14 protein-coding genes and 1 tRNA gene are annotated in these 16,786 nt (G+C 41.3%); all 15 read left to right on the forward strand.

The features are described 5' to 3' along the window. A partial coding sequence (gene rpoC / locus HZC45_04805; GenBank protein MBI5682469.1) for a DNA-directed RNA polymerase subunit beta' occupies window positions 1-3,294 on the forward strand: 3,294 nt, incomplete at its 5' end. A 134-nt stretch (window positions 3,295-3,428) separates the two neighbouring features. Then, on the forward strand, window positions 3,429-3,800 hold the full coding sequence (locus HZC45_04810; protein ID MBI5682470.1) for a 30S ribosomal protein S12: 372 nt from the start codon (window positions 3,429-3,431) through the stop codon (window positions 3,798-3,800). 111 nt (window positions 3,801-3,911) lie between these two features. Next, entirely contained in the window at window positions 3,912-4,382 is a 471-nt protein-coding gene (rpsG, locus tag HZC45_04815; protein MBI5682471.1) for a 30S ribosomal protein S7, read from the forward strand. Between the two features lie 121 nt (window positions 4,383-4,503). Next, complete coding sequence (gene fusA, locus HZC45_04820) at window positions 4,504-6,585, forward strand: elongation factor G (protein ID MBI5682472.1); 2,082 nt, start codon at window positions 4,504-4,506, stop codon at window positions 6,583-6,585. Between the two features lie 115 nt (window positions 6,586-6,700). Further along, window positions 6,701-7,891 carry an elongation factor Tu gene (tuf, locus tag HZC45_04825; protein MBI5682473.1) on the forward strand — a complete coding sequence of 397 codons (1,191 nt, stop codon included), beginning with the start codon at window positions 6,701-6,703 and terminating at the stop codon, window positions 7,889-7,891. 117 nt (window positions 7,892-8,008) lie between these two features. Then, on the forward strand, window positions 8,009-8,158 hold the full coding sequence (gene rpmG, locus HZC45_04830) for a 50S ribosomal protein L33 (GenBank protein MBI5682474.1): 150 nt from the start codon (window positions 8,009-8,011) through the stop codon (window positions 8,156-8,158). Window positions 8,159-8,213: 55 nt separating this feature from the next. Beyond that, a tRNA-Trp gene (locus tag HZC45_04835) sits at window positions 8,214-8,290 on the forward strand. Window positions 8,291-8,421: 131 nt separating this feature from the next. Continuing rightward, window positions 8,422-8,613, forward strand: a complete 192-nt coding sequence (secE, locus tag HZC45_04840; protein MBI5682475.1) for a preprotein translocase subunit SecE — start codon at window positions 8,422-8,424, stop codon at window positions 8,611-8,613. A gap of 6 nt (window positions 8,614-8,619) precedes the next feature. Next, window positions 8,620-9,150 carry a transcription termination/antitermination protein NusG gene (nusG, locus tag HZC45_04845; GenBank protein MBI5682476.1) on the forward strand — a complete coding sequence of 177 codons (531 nt, stop codon included), beginning with the start codon at window positions 8,620-8,622 and terminating at the stop codon, window positions 9,148-9,150. Between the two features lie 95 nt (window positions 9,151-9,245). Then, window positions 9,246-9,671: a 50S ribosomal protein L11 gene (gene rplK / locus HZC45_04850; GenBank protein MBI5682477.1), complete on the forward strand. Its 426-nt coding sequence runs from the start codon at window positions 9,246-9,248 to the stop codon at window positions 9,669-9,671. 4 nt (window positions 9,672-9,675) lie between these two features. After that, the gene (locus tag HZC45_04855) at window positions 9,676-10,380 is read left to right on the forward strand and encodes a 50S ribosomal protein L1 (protein ID MBI5682478.1); all 705 of its coding nucleotides are present in this window, start codon (window positions 9,676-9,678) and stop codon (window positions 10,378-10,380) included. 355 nt (window positions 10,381-10,735) lie between these two features. Beyond that, window positions 10,736-11,263 carry a 50S ribosomal protein L10 gene (gene rplJ, locus HZC45_04860; protein MBI5682479.1) on the forward strand — a complete coding sequence of 176 codons (528 nt, stop codon included), beginning with the start codon at window positions 10,736-10,738 and terminating at the stop codon, window positions 11,261-11,263. Window positions 11,264-11,344: 81 nt separating this feature from the next. Then, entirely contained in the window at window positions 11,345-11,734 is a 390-nt protein-coding gene (rplL, locus tag HZC45_04865; protein MBI5682480.1) for a 50S ribosomal protein L7/L12, read from the forward strand. Between the two features lie 118 nt (window positions 11,735-11,852). Next, on the forward strand, window positions 11,853-15,992 hold the full coding sequence (gene rpoB, locus HZC45_04870; protein ID MBI5682481.1) for a DNA-directed RNA polymerase subunit beta: 4,140 nt from the start codon (window positions 11,853-11,855) through the stop codon (window positions 15,990-15,992). Next, the coding region (locus tag HZC45_04875; protein MBI5682482.1) for a DNA-directed RNA polymerase subunit beta' at window positions 15,967-16,786 on the forward strand (820 nt) is incomplete at its 3' end. The genes rpoB and HZC45_04875, both read left to right, overlap by 26 nt.

Here is a 16,786-nt window from a genome sequence, read left to right on the forward strand (position 1 = left end):
AGAAGGGTCATTAACAGAAATAACAGGCTAAAGAGGTTAATGGAATTAAGTGCCCCTGACATCATTGTGAGAAATGAGAAGAGGATGCTTCAGGAGGCTGTTGACGCGCTGTTTGATAATGGCAGAAGAGGAAGGGTGGTTACAGGACAGAACAAGAGGCCGCTAAAATCCCTTTCTGATATGATTAAAGGCAAGGGCGGAAGATTCAGACAGAACCTGCTTGGCAAACGGGTTGATTATTCAGGAAGGTCTGTTATTGTTATTGGCCCTGATTTAAAACTTCATCAATGCGGACTGCCGAAGAGAATGGCACTGGAACTCTTTAAGCCGTTCATTTACCACAAACTTGAGGAAAGAGGTTATTGCACAACCATAAAGGCTGCAAAAAAGATGGTAGAGAAAGAAAAGTCTGAAGTATGGGATGTGCTTGACGAAGTTATAAGGGAGCATCCTGTACTCTTAAACAGGGCACCCACCCTGCATCGTCTTGGCATTCAGGCATTTGAGCCTGTTCTTATAGAAGGCAAGGCAATACAACTTCATCCCCTTGTATGTACTGCATTCAATGCAGACTTTGACGGTGACCAGATGGCTGTCCATATTCCATTGTCTATTGAGGCACAGGCAGAGGCAAGGATCCTTATGATGTCAACAAACAATATCCTTTCCCCTGCCTCTGGTAAGCCCATAATTATCCCAACGCAGGATATTGTTCTTGGACTCTACTACCTTACAAGGGAAAGATATGGTGTAAAGGGGGAGGGAAGGCTGTTCTCCTCTCCAGAAGAAGTGAGGATAGCATACGATACAGGTGTGGTTAATCTGCAGGCATGCATAAAGGTCAGGATAGATGGAGAGATTGAAGAAACTACAGTTGGAAGGATTATACTCAGGGAAATCGTCCCTTCTGAAGTCCCATTTGATTTAATAAACATGGTAATGGATAAGAAGCATCTGGCAAACCTGATTGATACCTGCTACAGGGCTGCAGGTGATAAAAAGACTGTTATACTTGCTGACCAACTTAAGAATATGGGGTACTGGTACGCAACAAAGGCAGGCATATCAATATGTATTGATGATATGAAGATACCTGCAGAAAAGACCGAAGTGCTTGACAAGGCGTATAAAGAGGTTCAGGAGATTCAAAAGCAGTATAACGAAGGGCTGATAACAGATGGTGAGAGGTATAATAAGGTTATAGATATATGGGCCAGGGCAGCTGAAGAGGTTAAGGCAGCGATGCTTAAGGGACTTGGAACAGAAACAGCTCTTGATGAAAATGGCAAAGAGAAAAAGGTTCCGAGTTTTAATCCAATATTTATGATGGCAGATTCAGGGGCAAGGGGTTCTGCTGAACAGATAAGACAGCTGGCTGGCATGAGGGGTCTTATGGCAAAACCATCAGGTGAGATTATAGAGGCGCCAATTACAGCCAATTTCAGAGAAGGGTTGACAGTTCTGCAGTACTTTATCTCTACACATGGTGCGAGGAAAGGTCTTGCTGATACCGCGCTCAAGACAGCAAATTCAGGTTATCTTACCAGAAGGCTCGTTGATGTTGCGCAGGATGTTATAATTGCAGAAGATGATTGCGAAACCATAGACGGCATCTATATGTCATCCCTTATGGAGGGCGGTGAGATTGTAGAGCCTATTGGAGAGAGGATTCTCGGCAGGGTTGCCCTTGAAGATATAGTTGACCCATTCAGCGATAAAATCATTATTGAAGCAAATGATGAGATAGATGAGGATAAGGTAAAACAGATAGATGATGCAGGTATTGAAAAGATAAAGATAAGGTCAGTTCTGACATGCAGGTCCAAGAGAGGTATATGCAGAAAATGTTATGGGAGGGACCTTGCCAGAGGCAGAATCGCTGATATCGGTGAGGCAGTAGGAGTCATTGCAGCACAGTCTATAGGTGAACCAGGGACCCAGTTGACCATGAGGACATTTCATATCGGTGGTACAGCAAGCAGGATGGCAGCACAGACTGCCATAGAGGCAAGGCACGACGGTATTATAAAATTTCATGACTTTACTATTGCTGCTAACTCAAGAGGCGATCTTGTTACAATGAACAGACGCGGCGAGATTATTATACAGGATGAACATGGAAGAGAACGGGAGAGAAACCCGGTTACATATGGTGCCAAACTCAAGGTTAAAGAAGGGCAGAAGGTAAAGGCAGGCACAGTCCTTGCAGAATGGGACCCATATACTATACCAATAATTGCAGAGACATCAGGAAGAATCAAGTTCGGTGATATAGAAGAAGGCAAGACTATAAAAGAACAGGTTGATGAGATTACAGGACTTTCCAGTAAGGTCATAGTCAGTCATAAGGAAGGCGATTTTAGACCAAGGGTTTCCATAAAGGATTCAAGCGGTAAGACATTGAAGGTGCCCGGCAGGGATATAGAGGCAAGGTATCTGTTGCCTGTAGGTGCAATTATTATGGCTTCGGAATGGGACGAGATTAAGGCAGGTGATGTTATAGCGAAGATTCCGAGAGAGACAACAAAGACAAAGGATATTACAGGAGGTCTGCCAAGGGTTGCAGAACTCTTTGAGGCAAGGAAACCTAAGGAATGTGCTGTGATAAGCGAGATTGATGGTATAGTGTCATTTGGAAAAGACACTAAGGGGAAAAGGAAGATAATTATTACACCAGAGATTGGAGAACCCAAAGAATATCTTATTCCAAAAGGCAAACATATAAGTGTACGCGATGGTGATATGGTTGGGGCAGGGGAACCATTGATGGACGGTTCTGTAAATCCGCATGATATATTGAGTGTTCTTGGTGTTCAGGAACTGGCAAAGTATCTGGTGGATGAGGTTCAGGAGGTTTATAGATTGCAGGGGGTTAAAATCAATGACAAACATATTGAGGTCATAGTGAGGCAGATGCTTAGAAAGGTAAAGATTAAGGATACAGGAGATACGGACCTTCTTACAGGTGAACAGGTTGACAGGGCTGTATTTGAAGAAGAGAATGCAAAGGTTCTTGCAAAGAAGGGTAGACCTGCAACAGCAGAACCGCTTTTGCAGGGTATAACAAAGGCATCGCTTTCAACGGATAGTTTTATCTCCGCTGCATCGTTTCAGGAGACCACAAGGGTCCTGACAGAGGCAAGTATATCTGGCAGGATAGATTATTTGAGGGGGCTTAAGGAAAATGTCATTATGGGGAGGCTTATACCTGCTGGCACAGGTTTTCATAAGTATAAAAATGTAGATATAGTATCTGAAGTGCCGCAGGAGCAGGAAATTGCAGAAAAACAGTAAGAAAACACTAAACTGCCAAAAACTGCTTGACAAGTAAAATCTAAGTTGATAGATTAAATAAATTTTACTCCACCTGTAAACCTTAATTATACAGTGGTAGTAAGTAAGTTTGAAAGAAAGAGGGTTTTTATCAGATGCCAACAGTAAATCAACTTGTAAGAAAGGGTAGACAAAAGGTAAGGTGTAAAACCTCGTCTCCTGCACTTAAGGAATGTCCGCAGAAGAGAGGGGTTTGCACAAGGGTTTATACTACTACCCCTAAGAAGCCAAACTCTGCACTCAGAAAGGTTGCGAGGGTAAGACTCACAAATGGTATGGAAGTTACTTCGTATATACCGGGCATAGGGCATAACCTTCAGGAACATTCTGTTGTTCTTATACGCGGTGGAAGGGTTAAGGACCTGCCTGGTGTAAGGTATCACATAGTAAGGGGAACCCTTGACTCAGTTGGTGTGCAGAACAGGAAGCAGAGTCGTTCAAAATACGGCGCAAAGAAACCTAAGTAAATTGTAAATTGAAGATTGTAAATTGGGAATTGCAAAATGTTTATAAAATTTAAAATCTGAAACTTACAATTTCCATTTTACAATGGAGCGAAGCGACAAGGAGGTTTTTAAATGTCAAGAAAAGGGAAAACCCCTAAAAGAGATATACTGCCAGATCCTAAATACAATGATAAACTTATTACCAGATTTGTTAATGGTATAATGAAAGAGGGCAAGAAAAGCCTTGCTGAATCTATACTATATAAATCTCTGGACAGGATAAAGGAAAAGACAAAGGATGATCCAATAAAAATTCTTAAGAAGGCAATTGATAATGTTAAGCCGTCTGTTGAGGTAAGGTCAAGAAGGGTTGGAGGTGCTACATATCAGGTGCCTGTGGAAGTTAGAAGTGATAGAAAACTGGCACTTGCCATAAGATGGTTGACAGCATATGCCGATACGAGAAGTGAAAAGTCAATGGTTGAAAAATTGGCAGGCGAACTAATGGATGCATATAATAATAAGGGCAGTGCGGTTAAAAAGAGAGAGGATGTGCATAAGATGGCAGAGGCAAATAAGGCATTTGCCCATTACAGGTGGTAAGTTTTTTTAATATTAATTGTAAATTGAAGATTGAAAATTGAAAATTTTAAAATGAAAAAGCAAACAAATTTACAATTTAAAATTTACAATTTGCATTTTCCAATAGGAGCAAAGCGACAAGATGGCAAGGGTAGTATCATTAGAAAAGACAAGAAATATAGGGATAATGGCACATATAGATGCAGGGAAGACTACTACAACAGAAAGGATTCTCTATTATACAGGTGTTTCTTATAAAATCGGTGAAGTGCATGACGGAACTGCAGTTATGGACTGGATGGTTCAGGAACAGGAAAGAGGCATTACCATTACATCTGCTGCAACCACATGCTTATGGAAAGACAACCGCATCAACATCATTGACACACCCGGGCATGTAGATTTTACAATAGAGGTAGAAAGATCTTTGCGGGTTTTAGATGGTGCTGTAGCGGTATTTTGTGCAGTTGGCGGTGTTGAACCGCAGTCAGAAACAGTTTGGAGACAGGCTGACAAATATCGTGTCCCAAGGATTGCATTTGTAAATAAGATGGATAGAGTTGGGGCAGATTACACACGAGTTATAAATATGATGGTTGACAGACTCAAGACAAGACCTGCTGTAATACAACTGCCTGTTGGTTCAGAGGATAATTTTAGAGGTGTTGTTGACCTTGTAAATATGAATGCAGTTATATGGGATGAGTCAACTTTAGGTGCGAAATATCATCTCGAAGAAATCCCTGCAGACATGAAAGAGATTGCTCAGCAGTACAGAGATAAACTTATAGAGACAGCAGCAGACTTTGATGAGAGACTTATGGAAAGGTATTTAAACGGCGAAAATATAAGTGCGGCTGAGCTCAAGGCTGCTATTAGAAAAGGGACGATTTCAATGGGTATAACGCCTACTATATGCGGCTCATCCTTTAAAAACAAGGGTGTTCAGCCTATGCTGGATGCTGTTATAGATTATCTTCCTGCGCCAGTAGATATCCCTGCTAAAACAGGTATTAACCCTGATACAAATCAGGAGGAGACAAGGGAGACTAATGACAACGCTCCATTTGCTGCACTTGCCTTCAAGATAATGACAGACCAGTTTGTCGGGCAACTAACATTTTTCAGGGTATATTCAGGGACCCTTGATTCAGGCTCATATATATATAATGCTACAAAGGGGCATAAGGAGAGGATTGGAAGGCTCCTCAAGATGCATGCAAACAAGAGAGAAGATATAAAAGAGGTGTATGCAGGTGATATAGCAGCAGCAGTTGGGTTAAAGAATACAATTACAGGCGACACCTTGTGTGATGAAAATAAACCCATAATCCTTGAGTCAATAGACTTCCCTGAACCTGTTATGAGTATTGCTATAGAGCCTAAGACAAAGGCTGACCAGGAAAAACTTGGCATATCTTTGCAGAAACTTGCAATAGAAGATCCATCGTTCAGAGTCAAGACTGATGAAGAAACAGGGCAGACTATAATATCAGGGATGGGTGAACTGCATCTGGAGATTATTGTAGACAGACTCTTGAGAGAATTTAAGGTAGAGGCAAATGTTGGTAAGCCTCAGGTTGCGTATAAAGAGACCATTACTAAAAAGGTTGAAGTAGAAGGTAAATATATTCGTCAGACAGGCGGCAGGGGTCAGTATGGTCATGTATGGATCAATGTTGAGCCTATGGAGCCGGGCGGCGGTTTTGTATTTGAGAATGATATTGTCGGCGGTACGGTTCCAAAGGAATATATACCTGCTGTTGAAAAGGGTATCAGGGAGGCAATAGATACAGGTGTCCTTGCAGGTTATCCTGCAGTTGATATAAAGGTTTCATTATTTGATGGTTCATATCATGATGTTGATTCATCAGAAATGGCATTTAAGATAGCAGGTTCAATGGCATTTAAGGATGGGTGCAGAAAGGCATCACCGATTTTGTTAGAACCTATAATGGATGTTGAGGTGGTGGTTCCTGAACAGTTTATGGGTGATGTAATAGGAAACTTAAGTTCAAGAAGGGGTAGAATTATGGGGATGGATACTAGGGCTGGATTTCAGGTGATTCAGTCAAAGGTGCCTCTTGCAAATATGTTTGGATATTCAACGGATCTTCGTTCAGCAACACAAGGCAGGGCAACATTTACAATGCAGTTTTCTCATTATGAACAGGTGCCTTCATCCGTTGCAGAAGATATTATTGCAAAGGTGCAAGGAAAATAAAAATCAAAAATCAAAATGCAAAAATCAAAATGACAGATTAAAATATAAAAATAAATTTCCTTAATTTTGATTTTTGATATTTAATATTTGAATTTTCTTTTAACAGGAGGTTTTTATGAGCAAGGCTAAATTTGAGAGGACGAAGCCGCACATAAATGTAGGGACTATAGGGCATGTAGACCATGGGAAGACCACACTAACAGCGGCGATAACAAAGACATTAAGCCAGAAGGGATTTGCTGAATTTCTTGCATATGACCAGATAGACAAATCCCCTGAGGAGAGGGAGAGGGGGGTTACAATAAGCATAAGCCATGTAGAATATCAGACAGACAAGAGGCACTATGCCCATGTAGACTGTCCTGGGCATGCAGATTATATAAAGAACATGATAACTGGGGCTGCCCAGATGGATGGTGCGATACTTGTGGTTAGTGCTGCTGATGGTCCTATGCCGCAGACGAGGGAGCATATACTTCTTGCCAGACAGGTAGGGGTTCCGTATATAGTGGTATATTTGAACAAGGTTGACATGCTTGATGACAAGGAACTGCTGGATTTAGTAGAATTAGAGGTAAGGGAATTATTAAGCAAGTACAAATTTCCAGGTGATGAGATACCATTTATCAAAGGCAGTGCATTAAAGGCATTAGAAGGGGACAAGGGGGAGTTGGGAGAGCAGTCTATAATAAAACTTCTTGATGCCCTTGACGCATATATACCTGAGCCTAAGAGGGCGGTAGACAAGCCGTTTCTCATGCCTGTTGAGGATGTATTTTCCATATCAGGGAGGGGGACAGTAGTAACCGGCAGGGTAGAGAGAGGGACAGTAAAGGTAGGGGAAGAGATAGAGATAGTAGGACTCAAGCCCACGACCAAGACAGTAGTAACAGGGGTAGAGATGTTCAGGAAGCTTTTGGACGAAGGCAGGGCAGGAGACAATATAGGGGCACTTTTAAGAGGCACTAAGAAAGAGGAAGTAGAGAGGGGACAGGTATTAGCGAAGCCTGGTTCAATAACGCCGCATACGAAGTTTAAGGCAGAGGTATATATATTAACGAAAGAGGAAGGCGGGAGGCACACGCCATTTTTCAATGGTTACAGGCCTCAGTTTTATTTTAGGACGACAGATGTTACTGGGATAGCCCAATTACCTGAGGGTGTGGAGATGGTGATGCCTGGGGACAATGTTAGTATAGAAGTAGAGTTAATAATGCCGATAGCGATGGAAGATGGACTTCGGTTTGCGGTAAGAGAGGGAGGCAGGACAGTAGGCGCAGGGGTTGTAACTAAGGTATTGGCGTAAGAATAACTACAGTGAACAGTCGTTAGTAAATAGTAGATAGTAAAAACTATTCACTGTTCATTATTCACCATTCACTAATTACTGTTCACTATTCACTGTCTTTAAAGGGAGAAGGATATGAGAGATATTATCACACTAGCATGTACAGAGTGTAAAAACAGAAATTACACAACAACAAAAAATAAAAAAACTGTTACAGAGAAATTGGAATTAAAAAAATTCTGTGAACATTGCAGAAAGCATACGCTTCACAAGGAAACAAAGTAAAGCAATTATGAATTTTTAATTCGTAATTCTTAATTGATAATTGTCTTTTAAATACAGGCCAGTAGCTCTAACGGCTAGATCATCGGTCTCCAAAACCGAGTGTTGGGGGTTCGAATCCCTCCTGGCCTGCCAGAAAAATACAATTCCTGCCAGTTAAAAGTGAGATGTGAAAAATGTAAGAAGTAAGAAATAAGGTGTGAGATGAGGTGTATTGCATCCCCAGTTCTCACATATCACATTTTACTATTTATAAAGAGGGATATATGGAATTCATAGAAAATGCAAAACAGTTTTTGCTTGAAGCAAGACAGGAACTACGAAAGGTGACTTGGTCAACCAAGCAGCATGTTATGGCATCAACATGGGTTGTTTTAGGGGTTGTGGTTGTCATCTCTATTTTTCTTGGTATCGTGGATTTGGTTCTTGCAAAGGTTGTAAAATATATACTTAGTTGAGGTATTATGGCAAAGAAGTGGTATGTGGTACACACATATTCAGGTTATGAAAACAGGGTAAAGGCTTCACTTGAGGAAAGGATTAAGACGGCAGGGATGCAGGAGTTTTTCTCAGAGGTCATTATCCCATCAGAAAAGATTGTGGAGATGGTAAAGGGTGAGAAGAGAATAACCTCCAGAAAATTCTTTCCGGGGTATATCCTTGTAAAAATGGAATTGAATGATGATACATGGCACCTTGTAAAAAATACGCCAAAGGTAACAGGGTTTGTTGGCGGGGGAACCACCCCTACTTTTATTTCAGAAGATGATGTGAAAAAGATAACCCATCAGATGGAAGAAGGTGCAGCGAGACCAAAACCACGGGTTTCTTTTGAGAGGGGTGAAGGTATTAGAGTTGTTGATGGACCTTTTACGAATTTTACAGGGGTGGTTGAAGAAGTTAAGCCTGATAAAGGGAAACTTAAGGTGCTTGTAAGTATATTTGGCAGGGCAACACCTGTGGAAGTTGATTTTATTCAGGTTGAAAAGGTATAAAGACAGGCAATGGGCGATGGGCAATAGGCGATAGGAATTCATAACCTATTGCCCATAGCCTATAGCCCATAACCTGTATTTTAAGGAGATAAAATATGGCAAAAAAGGTTATTACGCAGATTAAACTACAGATTCCGGCAGGCAAGGCAAATCCTTCTCCACCCGTTGGACCCGCACTCGGGCAGCATGGTGTAAATATAATGGAGTTTTGCAAGCAGTTCAATGCAAAGACGCAAAAGGAAGAAGGCATGATAACTCCTGTTGTTATTACAGTGTATATAGACAGGACTTTTTCTTTTATCACCAAAACACCACCTGCATCTATCTTGTTATTAAAGGCTGCAGGGATTGAGAAGGGTTCTGGCACGCCGAATAAGAACAAGGTTGGCAAGGTAACAAAACAGCAAGTAATGGACATTGCTAAATTAAAGATGCAGGATTTAACTGCATCAAACATTGATGCGGCGGTAAAAACCATAGAAGGCACTGCACGCAATATGGGAATAGTTGTGGAGGGATAGATATATGGCAAACCTTGGGAAAAAATATATTACTGCAAAGAAGAAGATTCAAGAAGGTAAAAATTATACTATAGAAGATGCTGTAAAACTGGTATCTGATATTAAAACTGCAAATTTTGATGAGACAGTTGACCTTGCTGTTCGTCTAGGGGTTGACCCAAAACACCCTGAGCAGATGGTAAGAGGTACAGTAGTTCTTCCCAATGGTATAGGTAAGGATATCAAAGTCCTTGTTTTTGCCAAAGGTGAAAAAGAAAAAGAGGCACGGGATGCAGGTGCAGATTATGCAGGGGCAGAGGAACTTATAGAAAAGGTTTCAAAAGGCTGGCTGGACTTTGATAGCGCTATTGCCACTCCTGACATGATGGGTGCTGTTGGAAAGATTGGCAAGGTTCTTGGTCCGAGAGGGCTGATGCCGAATCCAAAGACAGGAACAGTTACATTTGACATTGCAAAGGCAGTAAAGGACGCAAAGGCAGGGAAGGTTGAGTTTAAAGTTGATAAGGCTGGCAATGTGCATTGCCCATTCGGGAAGATTTCATTCGGTGCTGACAAATTAAAAGGCAATCTGGACGCCCTGTTGGATATCATCGTAAAGGCAAAGCCTTCTAGCAGTAAAGGGATTTATCTGAAGGGCATAACTGTTTCAACAACTATGGGTCCTGGTATTAAGATAGACCCTGTTCATGTGAGAGATATGTTTAAATAAGATATAAAAAAGTGAAAAACAGAAAGCGAAAAACTAAAAACTAATGTACCTTTGTTTTACACTTTTCGCTTTGCACTTTCCACTTTAGTATAACGGTCAAAGACAGCAGGTGCCATAACTACAGTGAATAGTTGTTAGTGAATAGTAGATAGTAAAAACTATTCACTGTTCACCATTCACTGTAGTTTTATTGGCTTAATGTCCTGCCGAGACGAAAAAGTAAGTTAAGGGGTTAAGGAGTTGAAGGAGTTAAAGAGTTAAATTTTTTTTTACTCCCAAACTCTCTAACTCATAAACTCTTTAACTCGTTTCTGTCTTTGACAAAAAAATCAAGGATAGAAAGGGGGGATAAAAGGTGCATAGAGAAAGTAAGATTTCAGCAGTTAAAGACCTTCAGGAGAGATTTAAAAGGGCAAAGGCTGCCTTTATTGCAGATTATCGCGGATTGAAAGTAGAAGAAATCACAGCTTTACGGAAATCCTTAAGAGATGTCTCAGTTGATTTGAAGGTAGTAAAGAATACCCTTGCAAAGATTGCGCTGCATGGGACAGATGGTGAATCTCTCAATAACTTTTTTGAGGGTCCAACTGTTGTAGCGTTATCTTACGGTGACCCTGTTTCAGCAGCAAAGGTACTCTCTCAATTTGCAAGAGGCCAGTCTAACTTTAAACTCAAGGCAGGGCTTCTCGGCAGCAGGGCTATTGATGTAAGTGCAATCAAATCATTATCTGAACTGCCTGCAATAGAGGTTCTTCTTAGTAAACTTATAGGGGTTATGAGCATGGCAGGGGCAGGAAGGCTTGTCAGTGTGCTCCGTGCTGTGCCGCGAAAATTTGTATATACGCTTGACGCAATAAAAACTAACAAAGAGTTAATGAGTTGATGAGTTAAAGAGTTAAGGAGTTAAACTCCTCAACTCCAAAACTCCTTAACTCCATAACTTAAAAAAAGGAGGTCTTAAAAAATGGCAGAGATTACAAAAGAGGATGTAGTAAAATATATTGAAGGGATGACAGTCCTTGAACTGTCAGAACTGGTAAAGGAATTGGAAAATAAATTTGGTGTTACTGCCGCTGCACCTGCCGCATCCGCTGCTCCATCCACGGCAGGTGGTGCGGTTCAGGCCGCTGCGGCTGAAGAGAAAACAGAGTTTAGTGTAATACTGAAGTCTGTAGGCGCTGATAAAATTAAGGTCATAAAAGAGGTAAGGGCTATAACATCATTGGGTTTAAAAGAGGCTAAAGATCTGGTTGAGGGTGCACCAAAAACATTAAAAGACGGCGTGTCAAAGGCAGATGCTGAAAATATTAAAAAGCAATTAACAGCAGTAGGTGCAGAGGTAGAGATTAAATAATAAAGGTTGAAGGCTGAAGGTAAAGGGCAAAAGGCGAGAGGCAAATGGCAAAAGGGAAAAACCTTTAGCCATTAGCCTTAAGCCTTCAAGCCTTCAAGCCTAAATGGAGAATAAATAGATGCCGTACTCTTTAGCAAACAATATGGTTTTAAGAAAGAACTTTTCCCGTATCAAAAAGGTGGCGGACATACCGAACCTTATTGAGATTCAAAAGAGGTCTTTTGACCAGTTTCTTCAAAAGAACTTAAAACCAGACCAGAGACAGGATATAGGGCTGCAGGCTGTTTTTAAAAGTGTTTTTCCTATAAAAGATTTTAGCAATAAGTCTTCGTTGGAATTTGCAGGTTATTCCCTTGAGGAACCTAAATATACGGTTGAGGAGTGCAGGGAAAGGGGTGTGACATTTGCTGCACCTGTGAAGATTACTGTCAGATTGATTGTATGGGATAAGGATACTAATACAAATACAGGTGTAAATAGCATAAGGGATATAAAGGAGCAGGAGGTGTATTTTGGTGAGATTCCCCTTATGAGTGAAACAGGGACATTTATAATAAATGGCACCGAGAGGGCTATAGTAAGCCAGCTCCACCGTTCTCCTGGGGTCTTTTTTGAATATGATAAAACCAAAGGTTCTCTTAGCGGCAAACTGCAATTTACTGCAAGGGTAATACCATATCGCGGTTCATGGCTTGATTTTGAATTTGACCAGAAGGACTGGCTGTATGTCCGCATTGATAAGCGCAGGAAGATGCTGTCCACCGCACTTTTAAAGGCACTGGGATTTTCAGAAGAAGAGCTACTGAACTACTTCTACCCAAGTGAAACAATTGTTCTTGACGAGAAGGGCAGTTTGAAGACTGTTAAACCGGACCATCTTGTTGGATACAAGGCCGGTAAGGATATTAAAGACCCTAAAACAGGGGAAGTGATTATTAAGAAAGACCGCAAGTTCAACAAGGTCATGATAAAAAAACTTGTGGCAGCCGGAGTAAAATATATACCGGTTGAAATAGAAGAAATTATCGGGAAACTGGCATCCAGAGATATAGTTGACAATTTAACAGGAGAGGTAATACTTGAATGCAACCAGCCTGTTACAAATGAAAAATTTTTAGAGATAAAAAAAAGAGGTATCAAGAAATTTGATATATTATTTATTGATGCTATTGGCAGTTCTTTAAGGGATACCCTTGTAAATGATAAAATTGGCAATGAGGAGACAAGACCTGTTCAGGAATATAAAAAAACCCATCCTGATAACTTAACCACAAATATGACATTTAATGCAAGACTTGAGATTTGCAAAAGACTCAGGCCTGGTGAACCTCCAACTGTGGACAGCGCCAACAAACATTTTAATAATCTTTTCTTTTCAAGTGAAAGATATGACCTTTCAAAGGTTGGAAGACTTAAGATAAACCGTAAATTCGGGTTTGATGTGCCGCTGGAGAATACTATTTTACGGAAAGAGGATATACTTGCGGCAGTTAAGTACCTGATTGGCTTAAAAAATGGACAGGGCAGTATTGATGATATAGACCATTTAGGCAACAGGAGGGTGAGATGTGTCGGTGAACTCCTGGAAAATCAGTACAGGATAGGACTGCTGCGCATGGAGAGGACAATTAAAGAGAGGATGAGTCTCGGTGATATAGAGACTATGATGCCGCATGACCTCATCAACCCAAAGCCTGTTTCTGCTGTAGTAAAGGAATTTTTTGGTTCAAGCCAGTTGTCACAGTTCATGGACCAGACAAATCCACTCTCTGAAATTACCCATAAGAGAAGACTGTCTGCCCTTGGGCCAGGGGGACTTACAAGGGAAAGGGCAGGATTTGAGGTTAGAGATGTTCACGCAACCCACTACGGCAGGAGTTGTCCTATAGAAACCCCTGAAGGGCCTAATATAGGACTTATCGTTTCTCTTTCAACCTATGCAAGGGTAAATGAATTTGGTTTTATAGAGACGCCTTACAGAGAGGTGACCGGTGGCAGGGTGACTGATAGAATAAAATACCTTTCTGCATTAGATGAGGAAAACCATACTATAGCACAGGCAAATGCCGTAATTGATAAGGATGGCGGGTTTACTACAGAATTCGTTTCAGCAAGGAAATCAGGGGATTTTGTTATGGCAAGACCTGAAGATATTACCCTCATGGATGTGTCTCCAAACCAGATGGTCAGTGTTGCTGCATCTCTTATTCCGTTTCTTGAAAATGATGATGCAAACAGGGCCCTCATGGGGTCAAATATGCAGAGACAGGCTGTACCACTCATCCAGTCAGAATCCCCTCTTGTCGGGACAGGGATGGAATCTATAGTTGCTAGGGATTCAGGCGTTGTTGTTATCGCAAAAAGGGATGGTGTGGTTGAGGACATTGATTCGTCAAGGATAATGATAAGGAATAAAGTTTCAGGGCATGTGGATACATACAATCTTTCAAAGTTTAGAAGGTCAAATCAGAATACATGCATAAATCAGAGACCGATTATAAAAAAGGGAGAAAAGGTTAAAGCAGGCGATATAATTGCAGACGGGACATCAACAGAACTAGGTGAACTTGCACTTGGAAGGAATATACTGGTCGCATTCATGTCATGGGGTGGTTATAACTTTGAGGATTCCATACTTATAAATGAGAGGCTTCTGGAGGATGACCTGTTTACATCAGTTCATATAGAAGAGTTTGAGATAGTTGCAAGGGATATAAAGATGGGCAAGGAAGAGATAACACGGGATATCCCAAATGTAGGTGAGGAGGCGCTCAAGGATCTTTGTGAAAGCGGCATAATACGGATAGGTGCAGAGGTAAAATCTGGCGATATACTGGTTGGGAAGATTACACCAAAAGGTGAAACACAGATGTCTCCTGAGGAAAAACTCCTTCGCGCCATTTTTGGTGAAAAGGCAGAAGATGTTAAGGATACATCCTTAAGGGTTCCGCCGGGGATAGAAGGTATTATTATTGATGCAAAGGTATTTTCAAGAAAGGGTGCGGATAAGGATGAAAGGACTAAATCAATAGAGGATAAAGAAATCGCCCGACTCTCCAAAGACCGCGATGATGAGATTGTGATTGCAAAAGAAGACGGATATAAGCGGATTAAAAAACTTCTTATTAGCAAGAAATCAAGTGTTAAATTGCAGGACAGGAAAGGGAATATCCTTATTTCAAAAGGGAAGGTTATAACAGAAGAGATACTTGCGAATATACCAAAGGACAAATGGCATAACATAATTACCGGTGATGAGGATACAGATGATGAAGTGAAGACTGTTGTTGAGGGTCTAAGTGAACAGATTGATTTAATAAAGGTTGTTTTTGATGAAAGGGTGAATAGGTTGAAAAGGGGAGACGAACTGCCGCCCGGTGTCATCAAGATGGTCAAGGTATATATTGCCATGAAGAGAAAGGTTTCTGTTGGTGATAAAGTGGCTGGAAGACATGGGAATAAGGGTGTTGTATCCAGAATACTTCCTAAAGAGGATATGCCGTATCTTGCAGATGGAACACCCATTGATATGATTTTAAATCCACTTGGTGTGCCGTCAAGGATGAATGTGGGGCAGATACTGGAAACCCATCTTGGTATGGCTGCCAGAGAACTGGGTAAAGAAATAGACGATTATCTGAAAACAAATTTTAGCACCAATGCCTTGCGTGAAAGACTAAAAAAGACATATGCATCGCCTGAAATCAGCAGATTTATAAACGAACTCTCTGACGGAGAGGTAACTTTGGTTGCAAAAAGGGCAGGAAGAGGCATTTGTATGGCAAGCCCTGTCTTTGACGGTGCCACAGAACAGGAGATAAAAGGACTTCTCGTAAAAACAGGCTTAAGACAAAACGGGAAGACAGTCCTTTACGATGGAAGGACCGGTGAACCATTTGACCAGGAGGTTACTGTTGGCGTGATGTATATGCTAAAACTACATCATCTGGTTGATGATAAGATACATGCCAGAAGCACAGGTCCTTATTCGCTTGTAACCCAGCAGCCGCTTGGCGGTAAGGCACAGTTTGGAGGGCAGAGACTTGGCGAAATGGAAGTATGGGCAATGGAGTCTTATGGTGCTGCCCATACACTTAAGGAATTTCTAACTGTGAAGTCTGATGATGTCCCGGGAAGGGACTTGAGAAAGAATTGTAAATTGAAGATTGGGAATTGGGAATTTGTATTTTACAATTTACAGTTTGAGCGAAGCGAATTTACGGGAGGTTGCCTTGCAAAGTTTAATATCGCTTTTTGATAAACAGAAAAGACCAATGGATTTTAATGCTGTAAGGGTATCTCTTGCTTCACCTGATAAGATAAGGGAATGGTCATTTGGTGAGGTTAAGAAGCCTGAGACTATAAACTACAGGACATTCAAGCCTGAAAGGGATGGGCTTTTTTGTGCAAAGATATTCGGTCCTGTAAAAGACTTTGAGTGCAACTGCGGAAAGTATAAGAGGATGAAACATAGGGGTATTACCTGTGAAAAATGCGGTGTTGAGGTCATTCCATCAAAGGTAAGAAGGGCAAGGCTTGGACATATAGAACTTGCCATTCCTGTTGTCCATATATGGTTTTTAAGGAGTCTCCCCAGCAGGATAGGCCTTGTACTTGACATGACGCTCAAGGAACTGGAAAAGGTCCTTTATTATGAGAGTTATGTTGTTATAGACCCTAAAGATTCGGAACTCAGCCGCGGTGAACTGCTGGGTGATGAAAGATACCAGAAGGAAATAGAAAAATACGGACATAATGGTTTTGTTGCAGGCATGGGTGCAGAGGCAATTCAGGAGTTGTTAAAGAGGATTAATCTTGAGGAACTGTCTGCACCTTTAAGAAAGGAAATGAGGAGTACGGCATCGGATGCCAAGAAAAAGAAGATTGCCAAGAGGCTGAAGGTAGTGGATGCCTTCAGAACATCAGGCAACAGACCTGAGTGGATGATACTTAATGTGGTGCCTGTTCTTCCGCCTGACTTGAGGCCGCTGGTTCCTCTGGACGGGGGCCGTTTTGCCACATCTGATTTGAACGACTTGTACAGAAGGGTCA

Source organism: Deltaproteobacteria bacterium (assembly GCA_016223005.1).
GTDB lineage: Bacteria > Desulfobacterota > GWC2-55-46 > UBA9637 > GWC2-42-11 > JACRPW01.

What these genes read in the sequence shown, in the direction of transcription:
- HZC45_04810 (MBI5682470.1), top strand. Translation starts at nt 3,429, where the DNA reads ATGCCAACAGTAAATCAACTTGTAAGAAAGGGTAGACAAAAGGTAAGG.
- rpsG (MBI5682471.1), top strand. Translation starts at nt 3,912, where the DNA reads ATGTCAAGAAAAGGGAAAACCCCTAAAAGAGATATACTGCCAGATCCT.
- fusA (MBI5682472.1), top strand. Translation starts at nt 4,504, where the DNA reads ATGGCAAGGGTAGTATCATTAGAAAAGACAAGAAATATAGGGATAATG.
- tuf (MBI5682473.1), top strand. Translation starts at nt 6,701, where the DNA reads ATGAGCAAGGCTAAATTTGAGAGGACGAAGCCGCACATAAATGTAGGG.
- rpmG (MBI5682474.1), top strand. Translation starts at nt 8,009, where the DNA reads ATGAGAGATATTATCACACTAGCATGTACAGAGTGTAAAAACAGAAAT.
- secE (MBI5682475.1), top strand. Translation starts at nt 8,422, where the DNA reads ATGGAATTCATAGAAAATGCAAAACAGTTTTTGCTTGAAGCAAGACAG.
- nusG (MBI5682476.1), top strand. Translation starts at nt 8,620, where the DNA reads ATGGCAAAGAAGTGGTATGTGGTACACACATATTCAGGTTATGAAAAC.
- rplK (MBI5682477.1), top strand. Translation starts at nt 9,246, where the DNA reads ATGGCAAAAAAGGTTATTACGCAGATTAAACTACAGATTCCGGCAGGC.
- HZC45_04855 (MBI5682478.1), top strand. Translation starts at nt 9,676, where the DNA reads ATGGCAAACCTTGGGAAAAAATATATTACTGCAAAGAAGAAGATTCAA.
- rplL (MBI5682480.1), top strand. Translation starts at nt 11,345, where the DNA reads ATGGCAGAGATTACAAAAGAGGATGTAGTAAAATATATTGAAGGGATG.
- rpoB (MBI5682481.1), top strand. Translation starts at nt 11,853, where the DNA reads ATGCCGTACTCTTTAGCAAACAATATGGTTTTAAGAAAGAACTTTTCC.